The following is a 20,329-nucleotide window of genomic DNA, read 5'->3' as shown; positions in this document are numbered from 1 at the left end:
GCTAAGTGAATTTGTGTTTGCTTGGTTTGAGGCTGGAGCCAAGACTGTCTTTGGTGGATATTTTTTGATCAAGTCTCTGGGCCAAGGTTGCGGTTGATGGCATCGCCGCATCGCGTTCCTGTTCATAACAGGACAGGCATAATTCCACGGCGCGCCCCGATGCGGTTGTAAATAAGGCGGTGGGAATTGGTTCGTCAAAATCGGGATGTGGATTTCGAGTGCGGCTACAAAAATCGCAGCGGGCATCGAGTTTGCCATAGCCAAAGCGTGGTGTGGGTGTGAGTGGCGCGATCACAGATGCCGCCTTACGGTTGTGTGGGTGGTGTTATGTGGCTGGTGCGTACGACATGAAAAATCAGAACACAAAGTACAAAAAGACTGCCCGCGATCATCGTCGTTGTAGGACGTTCACCAATGCCAAGCCAGACCCAGAATGGCCCAATTACCATTTCCAGCAGCATCACAAGGCTGACAATGGCGGAGCTTGTATAGCGTGGGGCAATGCCAAGACAGGTAAATGACAAAGGCAGAATAATTATGCCCATCGTCACAATCGTCCAGACCGGCGCGGTAAAGATCGTGCCATCAGCACTAAGCGCAAAGCCGACAATACCGCTGAGCAAGGATCCAAGCGCGCAAGCGGGTAAAATGCTCAAGGCCGGATATTTCCGCGTTATGGTAAAGGTCAAAGCCAGCCCAAAGGCCGTGACAAGACCAAAAACAGCGCCAAGCCATACCGAACCTTGTGGTTGGCCAAGCGCATTGCCGCCATCCATCACAACAATAATAACACCAAGCATTGCCAGCATGATGGTTAGCCAGCCAAGCCAGCCTTGCTTTTCACCTAACATGAAAAAGGACAGCATCGCGGCGATCAAGGGCATCAGTGCCACCGCGGTCAAAACAACGATAACCGAGGTTTCGGCTATTCCAAGTGTGAAGGTGATCGAGTTAAACCCAAAAGCGATGATCACCAAAATCCCTTGCCATGAGCCAAGGCTACGAAGTTCCCGCCATCTGTTTTGACTTGGAAATAACCGCCAGATACATAAAAGGGTGACGCCCATCAAAATACCACGCCACCCCATTAATGGCCATTTTTCAAGTCCGGACAGCCGCATGACCAGCGTGTCAGGTGTCAAAATAAGCACGCCCAGAATGGCCAACAAAGTACCAAAGGTGGCTGGGCTATAATGGGATGTAAAATTGGAAAAACGCATCTTATAGCCTATAGCCTACAGTTATCTGGCGGCACGTTACCATGCAATGCAAAGCGGTGAAAGCGTGACTTAATCGGTATAGTTAACGCCGACCATCTCGCACCGGGTAATGTCCTTTAACTGGGCAAGTTGATCATTGACCGTGTTGACCCATGTTTCATGGCCAAGCTTTTTCATCATTTTGCCAGATATGGTTTGCAAGACTTTTGCGCATTGGCCGGTCTCGCCACCACCAAGCCCGCTTGCATCCTCGCCACAATGCGCGTTGGAATTACCCATGCTCTTGCCAGCTTCATCGAATAGTAAAAGGGACACGCCCGAAATTGCGCGCGGCGCAGTGTTTTTGATTTGAGTTGATAGGACATATAAAGTGGCAACGCCAACCTCATCATCCTGAAACATGACTCGCACCGCGCAGGGCATATTTTTTGATGTGGCGAAGACAGGTTGAGCTAGGGCAGCCAAAAGCCCCAATCCAATAATGAACATATAACCAAATATTCGCTTTTGGCGGGTTATCCCGAAACGCATTACACCCTCGCATCAATCCAAAGTGACAACATAAACTCTATTTGACGATGCCGCGATAGATTGCTTTTTTCATTAGTGGTTCGAGTAGCATCTGTTGTTCTTTGTCTTCCCAGACAAATTGCGTTTTCAGCATTTTCTTTTGCTTGATCCGTGCGATAACACGAATGTGCATTGCGACTTCGCGAAGCACTAACTCAATCTGTTCGGTGGCCTTCTTGGCTTCAGGCGCTTCAAGATATTCTTTGTCCATACCAGCTTTGATACGTTGCAGAGAATCAGCCTTAATCGCGGTTGCTTTGTTAATTGCAGTTGTACGTAGTTGGTCAACTTTTTCGCTCAATGCTTCAAGTTGCTCAAATGTTGGCTTGGGCAGCTTAACGTCCATCATATTGGTTCTGCCGACACGCGCTACTCGGTTGAAGCCACTTTCTTTGATGATCACGGTAATGGGGTCAATAAGGTCGTCACGTTTGATGACGACGCGCACGGATATGCCCTTGGTTAGTTCATCATAAATAACCTCGACAAAATCACTTACCCGGCGGTTTTTCTTATCAACAACAATTTTTTCAGCATTCAATATTTTTTCAACAGCGTCATCATTTCCAAGATCTTCCAGATCTTCGATGAATTTATCAAGAATGTCCTCAATCCGTGCTTTTGTCGCTAGTGAATAGGAATCTTCATTTTCTAACGGGGTTAACATACTTGCCATAGCAAGCCTCCTTCTATCCTAACTTATATATTTACCCTGATCCTAGATTATGCAATTTGCAAGCCATTACCTAATTTTCAAAATTCTAATGTTATTAGAAAAGGTTATTTTTCGCAGGCTAAACAACACGTTAATTATATATATTATATAGTATGTGAAATGATCAATTACTGCTTTCAAAACGACAAAATACGGATTTTCACTATATCAGGTAAAATTTATAAAATCTGATCCAGAAATTCTTTCGTCCGCGGGTCTTTGGCCTTTGCAAAGAAGGTCTTCGGCGGCCCATGTTCGACAATCACCCCATTATCTGTGAAATAGATATGGTCGGCAATTTCACGGGCAAACCCCATTTCATGCGTCACCAGAATACATGTCATGCCCTCTGCGGCCAGATCCTTGATGGTGACCAGAACCTCTTTTACGGTTTCAGGGTCTAGCGCCGCTGTCACTTCGTCAAACAGCATCACATGCGGGCTCATGGCCAGTGAGCGCGCGATGGCGACCCGCTGTTGCTGTCCGCCCGAAAGCTCACCTGGATAGCTGTTTTCCTTGCCCTCAAGCCGCACTTTCCGAATTAACGAGCGCGCATGCGCTTCAACGTCTTCAGGCGATTGTTTAAGCACCAGAAGCGGTGCCATCATAATGTTTTCAAGGGCGGTTTTATGCGGAAACAGATTATATTGCTGAAAAACCATGCCAACCTTTTTACGCAAAGCCAGCTTGTCCAAGTTGGGGTCTGACACTTCAACCCCCTCAACTTTGATGGAGCCCCCCTGAATATCGTTAAGCGCATTCACACAGCGGATTAATGTTGATTTCCCCGAACCTGACGGCCCGATGATACAGATCACTTCACCTTTCATGACGTCAAGTGATACGCCCTTCAACACTTCAAGATCACCAAAGGATTTATGTACATCTTGAATAGAAACGATAGGGTCTTTCTTGGTCCAGACAGACATATGAGTCTCCTATAGTTTGACTGCATATTTGCGTTCGAGACGCATCGTAAAGCGGGCAATCGGATAGCAATAAATGAAAAACAGGCCAAGCGCGAAGCTGTAAAACGGCACCAGCAATTCTGGATGGTTGTTTTCAGCCTCCATCGCCTGGCGTGACAGGGTGATAATCTCTTCAACGCCCAAAAGCGAGCATAGCGGTGTCGCCATTGTCAAAATAGCATACCAGTTCATCCATGGTGGAATCATCCGCTTGAAACATTGTGGCAGAATGATCCGCCATAATGTTTGCTGACGACTGAATGCCAGACTTTCGGATGCTTCCCACTGTGCTGTTGGCACCGATTGAACGGCACCACGCACAATTTCGGAAATATTGGCCATAATCGGTAAAGACAGGCCAAAGACGGCTTTCATCCAGTCAGGCACATAAATGATATAGCCAAAGATGACGATTTCAAAAGGCAATGCCAGCAATACGATGAACAGAATCACTAGCCATGGCGAATTACGGAATAGCTGGGTGATAAACCATGACAACCGGCGAATAGGTGCTATCTTTGATATTTGCGCCAGCCCTAGAATAATGCCAAAGATGGTGCCAAATAGCATCGAAAACAACGAAATGACAATGTTGAATAGAAACCCTGATTTCAACAGGAATGGCATCCATTTTGTCAGAATGCCAAAGGCCGTTATGAGTGTGAAAGATCCTGCTGCGTGGCTGGTAAAGGGCCATAAAAGCAAGGGCAGCATTAGCACTAGCCCTGTCCATGGTGGCAAATTTGCAAGCCAGACGGTCATATTCATTTCATGACTGGGTTTGCCGGGGAGCTGAAAGGGTTTCAATACGGCAAAGTCGGTGCGTGAACGACCTGTTATCCCGGGAATGTTACGCGCCATAGCCAGGTATCCTCATACTCTTTTCCCATTTATTCATGCCCGACACCAGAATGCCGACAAGCAGGATGTAAACGACAAATACCAATAGCATTGTCGGATAAAGTGCCGAGGGATAGTCATTCCATATTACCACTGACTGATACAGCAATTCGGGCACGGCAATGCCAAACGCCTGTGTCGTGGTTTTCACCAAATTGACCAGATTATTGTTCAACGCTGGCAAGGATACCCGAGCTGCCAATGGTAACACGACATAGCGAAATGTCTGGCCGCGCGTGAATCCAAGCGATTCGGACGCTTCCTTGGTGCTTTCAGGAACCGCTTCAATGCCCGCGCGAAAAATCTCAACATTGAAAGCGCCGGCAAAAAAGGAAAGTGAAATGATCGCCCACCCAACATTCGAGATGATAGGCACTTCAAGCCAGCCATCGGGGCTATAGGTCGGGGTGAATTGCCCAAGCGCAAAATAGAAAAACAGCAACTGCACATAGGGAGGCGTATTGCGAAAAAACTGAATATAGCCCTGGACAAAATTTCGCAGCAAGGCGTTACGACTTCCCTGTGCAAAGGCACCGAGAATACCAATAACCATCGAAAGCAATAGACAGGCCACCGACAGTTGAATTGTCATCCATATACCGGAAAGAATTTTCCCCTGTTGAACAGGCTGATACATCCAGATGAAATTCCACCTTGGATATTCCTCAGCAATATGGCGAAAAAAATCAGCTAAATATTCCATAAAAAACCTTAAAATCCCGCCACTGATATAAGCGGCGGGATTGCTTGAAATGTTAGCAAGTGAATTTAGTCAGCCAGCCAGTCTTTCATGCGGTTGTTATAATTCACTAGGAACTGTGTTGGCTTGATGCCCCACTTCTTTTCCAGCTCGATCAATGAACCATCCTGATGCCACTGGAACTGCATGCCTGACATGAAGCGACCAAATACACAATTACGCTCACCCAATGGAACAGCTAATGCCCATGGGTTGTCGTCTTCAGACTGCAAGGGCATTTCGAAGTCATCATATTGGCCTGAACTCAGGTCAGAACCGATTGAGCTGTCATCATATACCCATGCGATACATTTCTTGTCACGAAGGGCCTGCTTGGCTTCGGCATTACCGGTAAAGGCAATCACCTGGGCACCATAACGCTCTTCAACGATCTGGTTGTAGAATGCGCCCTGCTTGCCGCATACAGGCTTACCACGAAGATCTTCCCAGCTGGTCAAACCAAGTGCTTTTGGCGCCATAACATTGGTACCTGATGTATAATAGTTAGGACCTACGATACCGACAATTTCTCGGCGGTCTTGACGGTCAGACATGGTTGCGATTAACAAGTCTGTCTTGCCCTGCTCAAGGAACTGCATACGGTTCGATGACTGAACGGGTACCATTTCAAGCTCAACGCCCATTTTGGCAGCTACGTCTTTGGCCATATCGATTTCCATGCCAACAAGACTACCATCCGAGTTACGATAGCCCCATGGCTTATAGTCAGCTTTAACGCCGACAACGATCTTGCCGCGTGACATGATCTTGTTCCATGTATCGTTGGTGCATTTATGCCCGTCTGCAGATACTGCCAATGGTACAAATGCTACGCTGGCCGCAGCCATCCCCAAAGCAATTTTTTTAAGCATTTTTCTCTCCTGAAATATATTCACATATAAAATTTTACGACGTTGTCCGAAATAAAACATCATCCACAACCTTGCACGCTAAGAGGCATGGCTGGCAAGGACAATAAACAGCTGTGCAGGGTAAAATTGGCTAATGAACTATAGGTAGTGTGACAGCTCATCCTCAATAATATCGGCAATGAGGGTGCAGTCATCCTCATCAAATGTCAGAGGGATACGCATATCAAGCGTGTTGGCCAGCACTTTTTGCGTGTTGGGCAGATGCGGAATATCATCAATATATTTCCAGCTGTCATAGCGGCTGGTAAAGGCTTTTGGTTCATCATCGCCAAACCATTTTAGTTCAGCGCCCCGTGCGTTACAGGCTGCGATAAATTCAGGAATCTGTTCGCGTGTTAACCCATCAGCACGAAATTGTATCGATGATCCGACATAGGCTTCGACCTGCTTACGTTCGGGGATAGATGCGCCTTTCATCTGGCTAAAGCGCCGATGCAACAGATCGTAGCGTGCATTCCAATGTGCTGCTTTTTCTTCAATATGCGGAAGCTGCGCACGCAACAATGCCGCCCGCATATGATCCATGCGCCCGGAATAGTTAGGAGAAATTAGCTTCACCTTTTCAAAAACCTCTTCGGCAGGAACCGCGCCGTGACGCCCGTACAGCATATAGGAGCCTGATGACACAATGGCCCGCGCAGCTATTTCAGGATCATTTGTTGTCAGGAATCCACCTTCACCCGAATTCATATGTTTGTATGTCTGCGTTGAAAAGGCAGCGACCTTGCCAAAATTACCTGAGCGTACACCACGCCATTTTGCCGCCATCGTATGCGCGCAATCTTCGATTAACGTTATGTCATGTGACGCGCATATTTCGGTCACACGATCCATGTCGGCGATATGGCCACGCATATGCGATAATAGCAGATATTTTGCGCCGCTACTGGCTGCCTTGGCGTCAAGATCATCCAGATCAATGTGATAATTATCGTCAATATCAACCAGAACTGGAACACCGCCAACATTATGTATCGCGCCAGGCACCGGCGCCAGCGTATAGGCATTAGCCAAAACCTTGTTGCCTGGCTTGACGCCACATACACGCAACGCCAGCTGAATCGCATAGCCGCCTGAGGTCACCGCGATGCAGTAATCAACTTCCTGCCATGTGGCATATTCCTGTTCCAGCAAGCTCGCTTCATTATCTTCGCCAGCAACCAGATTATAGCGATGCAAACGGCCAGAGCGCATGATTTCGACCGCACGGGCGATACCGTCTTCCGGAATGGCTTCTTGCTGGGTGAAGGGTTTGTTAAAGCTGACTTTGGACATGTTGATGATCTTTTTACTATGAAGTGAAACACAAAAATAAACTAGCTATGACAGGACATCAATTTGATTTTACCGAGGACATTATGCCCCCAGATATTATACCCAGGACATTATGCAAAGCGTCGCAGGGGCGGTCATGGCATGGCATCATATATATAGAGTGACCAGAATAGCCACCGCATATGACATGGCAGAATGCCAAACAACCCTGCATTGACAGCCCTAAAGAAACAGACGCCGAATTAGCCCTTGCCGCGCCATGGGATGGTTTTGCTGATAACCCAGCGCATGATGATATCAAATAACAGGCCAAGCATACCTAGCAAAATGATTGTCACCCAGATCAGCTCGTAATCAGCAACTGTCCGCGCCACATTCTCGATAAAGCCCAGTCCGGTTGTGCCTGCCAGCATTTCGGCAGCAACCAACGTGCCCCAGCAAACACCAACAGCGATACGAATACCGGTCAGAATTTCAGGCATGGCATTTGGTAGAATGACATGGCGCATAATTTGCTGGTTTGTTGCACCAAGCGAATGCGATGCCCGAATTTTTGACAATTGCGTTCCAGATGCACCTGTGCGTGCCGAAATCACCATGATCGCAAAGGCGACCATGAAGAGCAGAAAGATTTTACCATCATCCTGAATGCCAAAAATGGTCAGAATCAACGGCGCCCATGCCAACGGCGGCACCGGACGATAAAGCTCGATCAACGGGTCAAAGAAGGATTTGAAAAACCGTGACACACCCATATAGATGCCCAATGGCACACCAAGAAGGATGCCCAAGGTCAAGGCAACAATAACGCGAAATAGAGAATCCCATATATGACCGTCCAGCATCGGGATTGAGCCTAGATAGACATCGCCCTGTGCCACAGCCAGTAATTTGTCCTTATAGTTGGGCTTAAACTCGCCAGCGGTGCCGTGTGTGCCATAGCTTCCTGGCAGAGCATCAACAAGCCCATCAGGAATCAAGAAGGCGACAACATCGGCAATGGACAGCCATTTCCACCATAGTAAAGTGGTGCCTTTGAAGCCGCCACCTGTTTCCAGATTGGGGTTCGCCAATTGCGAAAATGTTGCAATGATATCGGTAGGTTTGGGTAACCAGCGACCTGGCCCCTGCTCGGTACATTGCGTGCGTGATTTAACAATGCCCTGTCCCGGGAAAAACACCGATTCAACAATGCCGAGGCCGCCCTTGGCATCACCTACAGCGTCGTAAAGATCGGCAACAGCTTCATGCATGCCCTGCATTGATGCCGATGGAAAAATAACACCGTCATCAAGGCGTTTAAAGATACGGTCAACTGACTTGATATAGGCTTTACGGGTTTTTTCACCAGCTTCGTCAAGGGTGATTGACGGATCCGGTTCATTCAGTTTTGCAATCGTGGCCTTGGTGCTGGCGATCAGCTGCTTTGCCTCAGGCGATATGTTGCGGATGTTGAGGAATTGATCCGTGATGGGAATGACTTCGGCGCTGATTTTATCAAACAGAACGCCGCGAGGGGTCATAGGCAATATCGGGATTTCAACTTCCGAAGTACCCCATTTCGGTTGTGCCAGCGCGGCGGCACTTGGCGTTGCGCCATTTGGCCCTTGACGAAGGATGTAAGCAAGATCACCCAATGCGCGTTCAACGTCAGCCAGTTCGGCAATGGCTTTCGGGTCGATATAATCTGGGTTGGAAAGCGTTGCCATCAGGGCGCTCATATCGCGAAGAACAATATCCAGTTCGGCTTCTTCGCGCGCGCTGAAAATACCTGCTGGCATGTTTGCGACCAGCTTGTCAACTTGCTGGCCATTCCGCACAACCAATGTTGTCGATTTCAGATAACGCGAACCAATCGGAAGCGCGGCGCTGATCGACGCCATGGATTCATCAATTTTAGCAATCTGGCACAATTCATTGGCGGCGTTGGGGAATACGGCGCGGGCTGTACCCCATGAATAATGGAACCACAAAAGCAATAATGCTGATACACCGCATACGGCCCAGTACCAGCCGCCTTTTGTGCGTTCGGGATCACCAAAGACTTCATCTTTGGCGCGCAGTTTTGTTTCTTTCAAGCCGACAAAGATCGACCATATAAAGCTGACGATCAATGCAAGTATCATGAAAAGGGCTATTATCGCCCGGTTATCGGAAAGCCACTCAAACACCGCCCATAATCTCCTCTTCCATATCCCAGATCATAGTCAGGATTTCTTCGCGGATCTTGCTGAATTCTTTTTCCTGTTTGATCTCGCGAAGCGACCGCTTCAGACCCATTTCAGCAAAAGGAAGATTATATTCACGATGGATACGACCAGGGCGTGGCGCCATTACAAATAGACGCTCGCCTAATAATAGGGCTTCCTCAACCGAGTGGGTGATAACGATGATGGTTTTACCTGTTTTCTTCCATAATTCGAGAATCAGTGACTGCATTTTTTCGCGTGTCAACGCGTCAAGCGCACCAAGTGGCTCGTCCATCAAAATAAGATCGGGGTCATTTACAAGACAGCGTGCCAGCGCAACGCGCTGTTGCATGCCGCCGGATAGCTGGTATGTCGGTGTATCGCCAAATCCCTGCAAGCCAACAATATCGAGCCATTTTTCAACAAGGGCGGCGTTTTCTTCAGGGTCGGTCTTTTTCATCCGCAGGCCAAAATCGACATTCTTGGACACGGTCAGCCATTCAAATAATGCGCCTTGCTGAAAGACCATACCGCGTTCGGCGCCTGGTGCTTCAATCGGCACGCCGCCAAGATCCAACTTACCGCTGGTTGGCGTGATAAAGCCAGCAACCATATTCAGCAATGTGGTTTTACCGCATCCAGATGGCCCTAGAACAGTCAGAATTTCACCATGTTTCAGATCAAATTCAATGTCCTTCAGTGCCTCAATTTTGGAACCTGACATCGGATCCCGAAATGTCATACAGAGGTCTTTACAATGCAGATCAGCCATGTGTTCAATATTCCAATTGATAGATAAGTAGCAAACAAGGCTCGACTTGCGAGCCTTGTTTTTTGTTTATGTCAACCAAGGTTGATTAGTTAAGAAACTCGCCAGTGATAACTTTGGCGATTTTCTGATCAACATTCCAAGCCCCTGGCTTTTTGAAGACTAGGCCAAGTGATTCGGCAGCAGCGGCAGCGATACCGTCTTTACCAAAATAATCACTCAACTGCTCACCAACAGATGGGAACACGAAGCCAGCCATCTGGTCTTTCGTTGTTTTAAGGTCCATACCAGCATCAGCGGCAACTTTTCTGAGCTGTGCGTCCGAAGCCATCCATGCGGCGTTCGCCTCATCAGTCACTTCAAGGAAGGTGCGCAGAAGATCAGGGTTTTCTTTGGCGAATGACTCGGTCACGGACACAACGTCAAATGAACCAATGCCTGCATCCATCTTTTCCTGTGATGACATGATTGGCTTGCCAACCTCGCCAGCAGCCGCTGCCGATGCACCACCAAAGATACAGGCCATGTCAACCGAACCATCACGAAGTGAAGCGGCACCATCGGCAGGGACTTGATCGACAATGGTCATCGTTGATGTATCTACATCCAGAGCCGCCATCTGCTTGCGGAACGAGAAGTCAGCCATTGTGTTCAACGGCACAGCAACGGTTTTGCCTTCAAGCTCGGACGCATTTGCTGATGTGATACCTAGGCCGTTTTTAACAAAACAGTCATTGGCTTCATAGATAACAGCAATACCAACCATCTTTAGCGGTGCGCCCTGCTGGATCGCGGTGACAAATGGTGCCAGACCCTGTGAATAAGCAATATCAATATCGCCAGCCAGCATGGCTTCGCTCATCTGTACGCCTGAGTCAAAATTAGTCCAGTTCACGTCAACGCCCATAGCTTCATCATAGGCCTTGTCAACTTTTGCAATCTGGTTTGGGGTTGCCCATTCCAGAAAGAAAGCAACATTAACGCTATCAGCGGCGTGTGATACAGTGGCTGTTGTCAGTGCCATTGCACCAACAGTCATTGCCATTACAGTTCCTAAAATCTTTTTCATTCTTCAAGTCTCCCTTGTATATGCATTTATATCCAACCTTTTGGATATGCCGCATAATTTAATATTTCACGTCTATACTCTGATAGCCTATTCTGAATTTGTGAGGTTTTCAAGCTAACAATAACAGTGAACTTGCTGATAGCTTATTGTTACAATTGGATTTTGTAATGTTCTAAAGGCGGCTGAACATGACGGATATGAAACGAAGTTTAATCACAATCATGTGAGCTTCATTCTTTGCCACCCATATATATGGGCAGGGGTCTAGTGCTTTTCTGTAGACTTTGCCTGTAGACTTTGCCTGTAGATTTTGCCTGTAGATTGGGCTGCTAGCCTTTAACCAGAGCGTGGCTTAATTCCTTATCGGAAATATAGCCTTTCACATTGCCTTTATCATCGACAACAGAAATCACGTGCCGGTTCTCCAATACGCTTGGGATGAAATCTTCCAAAAATGTCTCAAGATGCACGGATTCTGTTTTGCGCTGTTCCAATCGAAGTCACCCATTTCGATAGAGCTGCACGCTTGCGCGGCATTAGAAAATGACATTGTAGCTACGCCTAGTGATTAAAGTTATAGCCTATTTGAATATTTTTCTCACAATGCCCTCCTATTAACTATAATATCATGAGTATATGAACGTATAATTCAATAGGTTTTCTGATTTTCATGTGACTTTTTGCCAAGCAGGCCATAGACATAATCTAAGGAATAGGCCTGAAACTTTCAGAATGTGTTATACGACATCTTCTGTTAAACCAGCTTTGCAACCTGCCTGTAGCAGGGTGTATTTATGTAATATTAAAGTCATATCTAGGGGGTAAATTTATATCATGACAGCATTAGAGGCATTTCCAGATATGGTCACAAATGGGCAAAGACGTGCGACAAAGATTGTGGCAACAATTGGAAATGTGTCCTCTGACCCAGATTGCTTGCGGCGTCTGATCAATGCGGGGGTGAATGTTTTTCGCCTGAATTTTTCACATGGAACGCAGGAAGAGCAAGGCGCCCGGATTGATGCGATTAGGCAGATCGAAACCGAAACAGGAATTCCAACCTGTATATTGGCTGATATGCAGGGGCCAAAATATCGTGTTGGCGAGGTAGCGGATGGCGTTGAGGTAAAGGCTGGCGATCAAATTACCTTTGATCAGAATGAGGCGATTGGTTCAGCAACGCGTGTTGGCCTACCGCATCCTGAAATCTTTGCCGCTATGTATCCTGGCGCCCGCTTTCTGATGGATGACGGCAAGCTTGTTCTGGTTGTTAAAAGCCTGAGCAATGACAGTTTTGTTGCCGAGGTTGTTGTTGGTGGCCCTTTAAAAAGCCGCAAGGGTGTTAATATTCCCGATATCGTTCTAGATACCAAACCCCTTACCGAAAAGGATATGTCTGATCTGGAATTTGCCCTCAGCAAAAATGTTGATTGGGTAGCCTTGTCCTTTGTTCAGCGCGCCAGTGACATGGTTGAAGCCCGTACTTTGGTTGGTAAACGTGCCGCACTCATGGCTAAAATCGAAAAGCCTGCTGCCTTGAAAGAGTTAGCTGCAATTATCGAAGCTTCGGATGGCATAATGGTGGCGCGTGGGGATCTTGGCGTTGAATTGCCTCCCGAGGATGTGCCCGCCTGGCAAAAGAAGATTATTGCCAAATGCCGATTGGTTGGTAAGCCCGTTGTGGTTGCAACGCAGATGCTGGAATCGATGATTACCGCACCTGCGCCAACCCGTGCCGAAGCGTCTGACGTTGCGGGTGCTGTGTTTGACGGTACCGATGCTGTCATGCTGTCGGCTGAAACCGCTGCCGGCGCGTATCCGATCGAGTCGGTCGAGATCATGGCACGTATCGTACGCGCCGCCGAAGCGCATATTCGTGAGGATGATGCCAGTAAATATGCCCAGCTACCTGTCGAGCCAACGGTCTATCACGCAGTTGCCCGCGCCAGTGTGGCCTTGGCAGATGCGGTTGATGCCGATGTTATGGTTGCGTTTTCAACGTCTGGCAACACTGCTATCCGGATTGCGCGTGAACGTCCTGATACGCCCTTCATTGTGATGACACCGCATATGGAAGTGCAACGCAGACTTGCCCTGTTATGGGGGACAACAACAGCGCATAGTGCCTTTAGCCATGATTTTGAAAATGCGATTGCCGAAGCAGGCGACCTTGTCCGCAAAAAGGGTATGGCTAGTAAAGGCGGGCATATTGTGGTGGTGGCGGGTATGCCGTTTGGTATCGCGGGCACAACCAACTCGATGCGGGTTGTCCGCATCTAGCGCGGCTTTGATCCAACTTGCATTTTAATTTCAAATGTAGATAGGGTATGTGGCGCATTATGATCCTGATGGGTTGGGGTCATAATTGATTGGCGTTAACCCAACCATTATTCGGAGATACAAGATGACAACAGTCGGCTTCATCGGACTGGGAAATGTGGGTGGCAAGCTTGCTGGCAGCCTCATTCGTAATAAATTTGATGTGATTGTGCGCGATCTTGATAAAGACGTGGCACAACCGTTTCTGGACGCAGGCGCGCGCTGGGCTGATTCGCCGCAAGCGATGGCTGCCGCCAGTGATGTGATCATCACATGCTTGCCGTCACCAGCCGCCAGTGCCGCGGTCATGGAAGCCGAAGATGGCATTCTGGCAGGCTTGTCGGCAGGCAAAATCTGGGCCGAGATGAGCACGACCGACGAAACCGAGGTTAAAAGATTGGGGGAAAAGGTTCTGGCAACAGGTGCCTTTCCGGTGGATTGTCCGGTTTCAGGCGGGTGTCATCGCGCCGCGACCGGCAATATTGCTATTTTTGCTGGTTGTGACCGGCATGTGTTTGAAAAAATGCTACCTGTTTTAACCATCCTGGGACGCCGCGTATTACATACAGGCCCGTTGGGATCGGCTTCGGTGCTGAAGGTGATGACCAACTATCTGGCTACGGCGAATCTGGTGACTGTATGTGAGGCGCTGGTAACATCCAAAATGGCTGGCATGGACCTTAACACAACCTATGAAGCCATTCGCATTTCGTCGGGTAATTCATTTGTTCACGAAACCGAAAGCCAGGTCATTCTGAATGGTAGCCGCGATATTAACTTTACGATGGATCTGGTGATCAAAGATATCAGCCTGTTTCAGGATATTGCCGATCGGGCAGGTGTACCACTGGAAATATCGCCAAAATTGATTGAAATTTTCAAAGATGGCCAAAGTCGTTTTGGCTCACGCGAGTGGTCACCAAATATCATCAAAAGGCTGGAAGAAGCGGTTGGCGTTGATATTCTGGCCCCCGGCTTCCCGGCTGAAATGACTGATGATGAGCCAGAAGCGCCAGGGTATGAAGTGGTTCCAAAATCATAGTGATCATTTGATCTGCAAGGCGCGGGCTGACAGCTTATAATGCTTGGCCTTGCAATTTTTGCTTTAGAGCATCGATCATCGTCTGGGCATTGAGCATGAAGGGGTTTATCAGCAAGGCCGCTTCATAGGCATTTAATGCGCCTTTTAGATTGCCGTTTTGCATGTGGATCATGGCTAGCCCTGACAAGGCACCAAAATGGCGAGGCTCACGTTCTAATACCTCGACAATGTCGGCTTTGGATCCGTCGTGATCACCCAACATATATCGCACAGTCGCGCGCTTGTTCCACGCTTCGGCGAAATCAGGTTGCGTATCGATGAGGCGGGAAAAAATAGTGGTGGCTTCGGCAAGCTGATTAGCCTGCATCATCTCAATGCCTAGGCGCATCATGCCGGTTGCATCCGGGTTGCTGTCATGCACAACCCATAAAGACCAGATTTTGCTTTCTATGTCTCTGGCTTTGGTGGCTGTTGTTACCTGTAATGACCGAAATAGGTCGTTCAGCGCAGGGTTGGTCTGATCAGCGGCAGCAGGCGCTGGCGTCAATGTCAGTATTAATATGATTATTTTCAGATACCGCATAATTTAAATATAGACTTTATTTTCCATTTTCCAAGAGTGCGGCATGTTTTTTGGTAAAGGCCAATATCGTGCTTTGGCCAATACACTAACGCCATTAAAGTAATTCGACACTGAAATGGAGTGTCGAATGAAAGCTGTGTATATATTCATGGCCAGCCTGTGGCTGGTGATTATGCCGCATCATGTAAGCGCGTCAAACCTGGACGCTGTTACCAAAGCGCAATTACAGACAACGATGATTACATTTTTAGAAGAGGCCGCAGACGAGGCGGGCGCCTTTGGGGTGATTGAGCGTGACACGGGTGTTCGTGTGGCGGTGTTTCCAGGAGCAATCCATCCGCGCATTATACCCTACGGGACGGATTATTTTCTCTGTATTGAAATGTTCGATGCAGCAGGTAAGAAATATGAAGCTGATTTTCTGGTGCGAAACGGCACAAACGGATGGATGGTCGTCGATGTGATGATGAACCAGCGTGACCTGCTCCGCAAAGCCATCGCCAATTCAGGCTCTTGACACCATGTTGTCCAAGGCAGGATGGGCAAGAATATTTTCGCGGAACAGCCTATTTATGCGATTTTTTCTTTTGTGTCTTGCTTCGGCTACCTTGGTGAGTCTGGTTGCTGTTGCCGGTTTCTATCAGTATCGGTCGAGTAATACCTCAAACCGGATGGCGGTAGAACTTGCCAATACGGTGCATATAAGCGCACCGCTTCTGGAAGGAACGCTTGCGAATGATCAGCGCGCCGAGGCGCGGCGTATTTTACGTTTGTTTGCGGCGTTTCATTATGTTCAATGTGTCGATATTTTGGATGATGGTGCGCTGGTCTTGTCGTGGCCAGCGATTGGGTGTGCAAAGCTTCCCATGGTTGGTGAGACCATGACATTTGACCAAAGTTTTACCCAGCCCGGGCGTGTGCTGACTTTACGGATCGATGAAAGTATTTCAAATCGTGATCTGTATCTGGAAACGGCTTTATTTGCGGCTACGATTTTTATCATCATCCTGTTGATCTTTTGCGCGCTAGTCTTGTCATTCCGCAATGTAGTATTGCGCCCACTTGATTTGCTGAAATCGGCGATGATCGTTGCCTCGCCGGAAAATCCGGTGCTCGCCAAGCGGGTTCGTAATGATGAGCTGGGCGCCATGGTCGATGTCTATAATAAGCTGGCGGCGGCATCGCGCTATTATATGCGCCGCTTAAACCGTTATCAGAACTCGCTGGTCAAGAGTGAACAGCGCTTCAAAGACCTTGCCGAAATTTCAGGTGACTGGTTCTATGAAATGGATGAAAATCTGAATTTTACATTTATTTCAGAACGGTTTTTTGACCTTTTCGCATTACGTGATGAGGATGTGATTGGGAAATCGCATACCAATCTTAACGCCGGGGAAGCCGAAAATGAAATGCTGCGTCAGCATACAAAGCTGATGAAGCGGCATGAAGAATTTCGCAATCTAGAATATCAACTTGTTGATGGCGACGGCAATGTCAAATGGGTGTCGATTAATGGCAAACCCGTTTTTGACGAGGCAGATGTGTTTACGGGTTATCGGGGCACAGGTTCGGACATAACGGTTCAGAAATTGCGGGCACGTTTGTTGGAAGAAACCAGTCGCGACATCAATGATTCGCTTCAATATGCAAGTAATATCCAGCGAGCCTTACTTTGCGATCGAAAGTATATGACAGCGATTTTGGGGAAAACAATTGCAATTTGGCAACCCAAGGATCTGGTGGGGGGTGACTTCTACTGGCTCAAAAAGATTGGCAATCAGGACTATCTGGTATTTTTTGATTGTACTGGCCATGGTGTGCCAGGGGCGTTCATGACACTGATTGTCACGTCGGTTCTTGACCAGATAGCCGTGTCAACGTCAAGTGCCCTTTCGGGGCCGGAACTGATGTATAAACTACATGATGGTGTTTGCGCGGCACTTGGTCTTTCATCGGATTTGTCTGCCGGCAAAGATGGGCTCGATTGTGCAGTACTAAGGTTTAGCAAAGATCATGACAGGCTAGAATTTTGTGGCGCATCAATGGATCTTTATCTGGTGCCTGAAACCGGGGCAGCCACAAGATTGCGTGCTGACAAGGCCATGCTTGGCTACAATGTGAATGCCAAGCTGCCAGATTTTAAAACCTATGATATCAACATCGATACAAACAGTTTTGTGATCGCGACTGATGGTCTCATCACGCAGGTAGGGTCGGCTGAAAAGCGGGTCTTTGGAAGTCGGCGGTTTGCCGAGGCGCTGGATCGTGTAGAGGGAAATGACCCTAGTAAACTGGCACGGTTTCTGGCAAAAACTCTGAAAGACTGGCAAGGTTCCGAAGAACGACGTGACGACGTGACTGTCCTAGCGTTCAAGCCGTCGCAAAAAGACTAACCTATTCTTCAAAATCATATGCTACGGCGATATCGGCTGTATAGCTGACCGTGTCTGGGTTAAAGGCGCGTGGCACAGCACCAGCACCTTCCATTGATGTCTGTACCCATTCCATCGCATCATGATCTGGATATTCCCAGATTTCGAACAGAATCAGCGGGTTTTCGCGTAATTGATAAACGCGATATCTGGCATCAACCGCAGAAACGCGCTCTTCAACGATTCTGGTAGCATGGATAAATGCTTGGGCATCATCCTGTGTTTTAAAAGTGCGCTGGTAAATCCGTGCTATTTTTGGTTCCATTATGGCATTCCAATTTAACGTTCAGGCAACCACGGCAGAACCTTGTCTTGTGGTGGCGTCTTTTGCGTGCTGTATTACTTTATACGGCCTATTAATTTTACAGGTCACCTGTTTTATCTATGTTTGTTTTTCACTAAGGGATTTTAACGCATCTTCCAGCAGGATTTTTACCTTGCCTGTTTCGGTCACCTTGTTGCTATCAAAATACAATTTAAAACCGTCAGAATTGCCCACGATCAGCCGTTCATCTGGTGGGCTATTCGTCAGTGTTTCTGCCTGTGTCTCGAGTGGTTCGAACAAATTGACCTTTTGATGCGGCCCAACCGATGCTGCGATGTCACATGCTTTGCAACTGATTTGATCACGAACCAGATTATATGTATTTTCGGTGACAAGCACCTTGTCCACCGGGCATAAAGCCTGTGTCCGTGCTGCCTCGTTCACGACGCGTCCGATTGCTGTATAATGCAGACGTTCGCTAGAACCAAAATTACCCACGGTGCAAAACCCCGAACTTATGCCCATACGAACATGCATCGGTATCTGAATGCCTGCAGCTTTCCATTTTTCGCGCAAAACAGACAGCCGTTGCTGCATCTCCAGCGCCATATGAACGGCCGCGCGGGCATCAGCATCCAGCCCGTTACTGAACGGATTGCCAAAGAAAATCACAATAGCATCACCAATGAACTGATCTAGTGTGCCGCCCCAGCGGTTACATATATGGGTCATTTCGGTGAAATAATCATTCATAAGCCACGCCATCTGCTCAGGCGCTAAATCATCGGTCATACCCGTAAATCCTACGATATCGGAGAAAAACAGTGTCAATTCACTCCGCTTTATCTTTTTTAATGTATCGTCGTTACCCGCCGCCAGACTATCGACAACGGTCTGTGCCACAAAACGAGACAGGTTCTGCGATAAAAGCTCAAGCTTGCGGTTGGTCAATTGCAATTTATCGGCATTGGCATCAGAAAGTGTAACCAGCCTGTTCATTTGCCGTGTCTGGCGTTCATAGGCTTTGAGCAGGTCTTGTAATCCGGCACGTAATAAGGGTGCCGGTGTGTCTGTTTCTAATATATTGTGTATGTGTTTTGATAGATCGGATTGCGATTTAGTCATCGCGCGTCAGCTCAAAAATATCAATGCTGATATGCTCAATATCGGCAGAAATATCCTCGGCAAATTCGCGGGTAATATCATCATCACCATCGCAATACCATCTGATAGATACCCTGGCACCTTCGGCGCCGGCAGCATCCATCATATCCAGAAGTTCCATAAGCGCGCGCGCCGAGGATGAATTAAAATAAATAAGCTTTATATCTACATCCAGCTTGGCGTCAGGCGATTTCAGATAGTCGTTGACGGCGGCAAAAACAGGGTCATAAAAACCTGTCACATCTTCAGGATATGACTCTCCCTCAATAAGCAACGTGCCAGCTTTTGTTTTAAATGTAATCTTTGGTGTTCGTGATGTAGCGACAATATTTAGATTGGTCATCCAATATCCTCTAGATGCGCGCCTTAATCATAAAAAATGAATAGCCCTGATTTGTGTCCTCAACCGTACATGATAGTGGCGCCGATGCACGGCGGGCCACTTCAACCAGCCCTATTGAGGCACCTTTACTTCCTTCATGCGGCGGTTGTCGTAATTTTTCCCGGTAAAGTGCCCGTAACTGATCTGCGGACTTATCATTGAGTTCATTAACTCTATTTACCAAGTCATTTGCTTCATCTTTTGAAACATAATTTCCCGACATGACTTCAATTGAGGGACCATTTTGTATCACCATGATCAAACCAAAGGCTTGCCGGCTCCCTGTCTTTGGTGTCGGATGCGGTCCTTCGGCACCATAACGGATCAAATTCTGCATAAGTTCAACAAAGACCGAGAAGACATGCTTGATTTTGCCTTTATCTTCGGTGTGATCAGCAAGTCTCTGGCGCAATGTTTCCCCCATTGAATGGAGAACATCTTCGGAAGCGTAACCGCTATAGCTCAGGACAAACTCATCTTTCAGCAAAAGCGACCCAAATTTATTAAACTTTTCGAAGTCCATTATAAACGCCTGTTATCATCACCCGGTTTGTTGGTCTGAATAAATAATCTTTCTAATTAAGGTTTTACTCAAGTTTTTTCTAATTTTGATGCCCATCTGTTACATAGGCGTGAAGCCCATATAGATGTTATTTGAGGGTAAAACGGCGTTATGGGGTGTCTTAAGGATGGTTTGCACATCACTCTAAATCCACTTTTCAAAGCGATATTGTGTAACAAGCAAGGTTTGAGTGCCATAAAAACTAGCTGCTATCCGTTTAGGACTTGGCAGATG

Annotated in this window: 22 protein-coding genes; 4 read left to right on the top strand and 18 right to left on the bottom strand. The window is 47.6% G+C overall.

All coding sequences use genetic code 11. From position 1 onward, the window contains the following. Position 1 precedes the first annotated feature (1 nt). The 13 genes from SAR116_RS07470 to SAR116_RS13720 form a co-directional block, all read right to left on the bottom strand. On the bottom strand, positions 2–295 hold the full coding sequence (locus SAR116_RS07470; protein WP_013046320.1) for a hypothetical protein: 294 nt from the start codon (positions 293–295) through the stop codon (positions 2–4). Between the two features lie 10 nt (positions 296–305). Beyond that, positions 306–1,220, bottom strand: a complete 915-nt coding sequence (locus SAR116_RS07465; RefSeq protein WP_013046319.1) for a DMT family transporter — start codon at positions 1,218–1,220, stop codon at positions 306–308. Positions 1,221–1,289: 69 nt separating this feature from the next. Further along, the gene (locus SAR116_RS07460; protein WP_148212272.1) at positions 1,290–1,622 is read right to left on the bottom strand and encodes a hypothetical protein; all 333 of its coding nucleotides are present in this window, start codon (positions 1,620–1,622) and stop codon (positions 1,290–1,292) included. 166 nt (positions 1,623–1,788) lie between these two features. After that, complete coding sequence (locus tag SAR116_RS07455; RefSeq protein ID WP_013046317.1) at positions 1,789–2,466, bottom strand: hypothetical protein; 678 nt, start codon at positions 2,464–2,466, stop codon at positions 1,789–1,791. A gap of 218 nt (positions 2,467–2,684) precedes the next feature. Further along, the gene (locus tag SAR116_RS07450) at positions 2,685–3,434 is read right to left on the bottom strand and encodes an amino acid ABC transporter ATP-binding protein (RefSeq protein ID WP_013046316.1); all 750 of its coding nucleotides are present in this window, start codon (positions 3,432–3,434) and stop codon (positions 2,685–2,687) included. 9 nt (positions 3,435–3,443) lie between these two features. Continuing rightward, positions 3,444–4,334 (bottom strand): amino acid ABC transporter permease, encoded by an 891-nt coding sequence (locus SAR116_RS07445; RefSeq protein WP_013046315.1) that lies wholly within the window; start codon positions 4,332–4,334, stop codon positions 3,444–3,446. Beyond that, the gene (locus SAR116_RS07440; RefSeq protein WP_013046314.1) at positions 4,324–5,076 is read right to left on the bottom strand and encodes an amino acid ABC transporter permease; all 753 of its coding nucleotides are present in this window, start codon (positions 5,074–5,076) and stop codon (positions 4,324–4,326) included. The genes SAR116_RS07445 and SAR116_RS07440 overlap by 11 nt, the downstream gene beginning before the upstream one ends. A gap of 65 nt (positions 5,077–5,141) precedes the next feature. Continuing rightward, a complete protein-coding gene (locus SAR116_RS07435) occupies positions 5,142–5,984 on the bottom strand; it encodes a transporter substrate-binding domain-containing protein (RefSeq protein WP_041860847.1) in 843 nt (280 codons plus the stop codon). Between the two features lie 138 nt (positions 5,985–6,122). Then, complete coding sequence (locus SAR116_RS07430) at positions 6,123–7,319, bottom strand: DegT/DnrJ/EryC1/StrS family aminotransferase (RefSeq protein ID WP_013046312.1); 1,197 nt, start codon at positions 7,317–7,319, stop codon at positions 6,123–6,125. A 242-nt stretch (positions 7,320–7,561) separates the two neighbouring features. Then, positions 7,562–9,490, bottom strand: a complete 1,929-nt coding sequence (locus tag SAR116_RS07425; protein WP_013046311.1) for an ABC transporter permease — start codon at positions 9,488–9,490, stop codon at positions 7,562–7,564. Further along, a complete protein-coding gene (locus SAR116_RS07420; protein WP_013046310.1) occupies positions 9,483–10,232 on the bottom strand; it encodes an ABC transporter ATP-binding protein in 750 nt (249 codons plus the stop codon). Before SAR116_RS07420 ends, SAR116_RS07425 begins: the two co-directional genes overlap by 8 nt. A gap of 133 nt (positions 10,233–10,365) precedes the next feature. Beyond that, positions 10,366–11,346 carry a taurine ABC transporter substrate-binding protein gene (locus SAR116_RS07415; RefSeq protein ID WP_013046309.1) on the bottom strand — a complete coding sequence of 327 codons (981 nt, stop codon included), beginning with the start codon at positions 11,344–11,346 and terminating at the stop codon, positions 10,366–10,368. Positions 11,347–11,675: 329 nt separating this feature from the next. Then, entirely contained in the window at positions 11,676–11,840 is a 165-nt protein-coding gene (locus tag SAR116_RS13720; RefSeq protein WP_013046308.1) for a hypothetical protein, read from the bottom strand. Between the two features lie 340 nt (positions 11,841–12,180). Here SAR116_RS13720 and pyk point away from each other — a divergent pair, with 340 nt between their 5' ends. Both pyk and SAR116_RS07405 read left to right on the top strand, forming a co-directional pair. Then, on the top strand, positions 12,181–13,626 hold the full coding sequence (gene pyk, locus SAR116_RS07410) for a pyruvate kinase (RefSeq protein ID WP_013046307.1): 1,446 nt from the start codon (positions 12,181–12,183) through the stop codon (positions 13,624–13,626). Between the two features lie 124 nt (positions 13,627–13,750). Continuing rightward, positions 13,751–14,707: an NAD(P)-dependent oxidoreductase gene (locus SAR116_RS07405; protein ID WP_013046306.1), complete on the top strand. Its 957-nt coding sequence runs from the start codon at positions 13,751–13,753 to the stop codon at positions 14,705–14,707. Between the two features lie 34 nt (positions 14,708–14,741). Here the strand turns inward: SAR116_RS07405 and SAR116_RS07400 are convergent, their stop codons facing one another. Continuing rightward, the gene (locus tag SAR116_RS07400) at positions 14,742–15,290 is read right to left on the bottom strand and encodes a tetratricopeptide repeat protein (RefSeq protein WP_013046305.1); all 549 of its coding nucleotides are present in this window, start codon (positions 15,288–15,290) and stop codon (positions 14,742–14,744) included. 127 nt (positions 15,291–15,417) lie between these two features. On the opposite strand from SAR116_RS07400, the gene SAR116_RS07395 reads away from it, so the two are divergent. Then, entirely contained in the window at positions 15,418–15,807 is a 390-nt protein-coding gene (locus tag SAR116_RS07395; protein ID WP_013046304.1) for a hypothetical protein, read from the top strand. Between the two features lie 55 nt (positions 15,808–15,862). After that, positions 15,863–17,683, top strand: a complete 1,821-nt coding sequence (locus tag SAR116_RS07390; RefSeq protein WP_041860845.1) for a SpoIIE family protein phosphatase — start codon at positions 15,863–15,865, stop codon at positions 17,681–17,683. A 1-nt stretch (position 17,684) separates the two neighbouring features. Here the strand turns inward: SAR116_RS07390 and SAR116_RS07385 are convergent, their stop codons facing one another. From SAR116_RS07385 to SAR116_RS07370, 4 genes are all read right to left on the bottom strand, one after another. Then, positions 17,685–17,987, bottom strand: a complete 303-nt coding sequence (locus SAR116_RS07385; RefSeq protein WP_013046302.1) for a hypothetical protein — start codon at positions 17,985–17,987, stop codon at positions 17,685–17,687. A 117-nt stretch (positions 17,988–18,104) separates the two neighbouring features. After that, complete coding sequence (locus SAR116_RS07380; RefSeq protein ID WP_013046301.1) at positions 18,105–19,112, bottom strand: adenylate/guanylate cyclase domain-containing protein; 1,008 nt, start codon at positions 19,110–19,112, stop codon at positions 18,105–18,107. Then, a complete protein-coding gene (locus SAR116_RS07375; RefSeq protein ID WP_013046300.1) occupies positions 19,105–19,494 on the bottom strand; it encodes a DUF1987 domain-containing protein in 390 nt (129 codons plus the stop codon). The genes SAR116_RS07380 and SAR116_RS07375 overlap by 8 nt, the downstream gene beginning before the upstream one ends. Before the next feature lie 10 nt (positions 19,495–19,504). Next, positions 19,505–20,056 carry a SiaB family protein kinase gene (locus SAR116_RS07370; RefSeq protein ID WP_013046299.1) on the bottom strand — a complete coding sequence of 184 codons (552 nt, stop codon included), beginning with the start codon at positions 20,054–20,056 and terminating at the stop codon, positions 19,505–19,507. Positions 20,057–20,329 lie beyond the last annotated feature (273 nt).

This window comes from Candidatus Puniceispirillum marinum IMCC1322 (assembly GCF_000024465.1).
GTDB lineage: Bacteria > Pseudomonadota > Alphaproteobacteria > Puniceispirillales > Puniceispirillaceae > Puniceispirillum > Puniceispirillum marinum.
The sequence above is the reverse complement of the archived record's forward strand: the minus strand, read 5'-3'. Positions and strand labels throughout refer to the sequence as shown.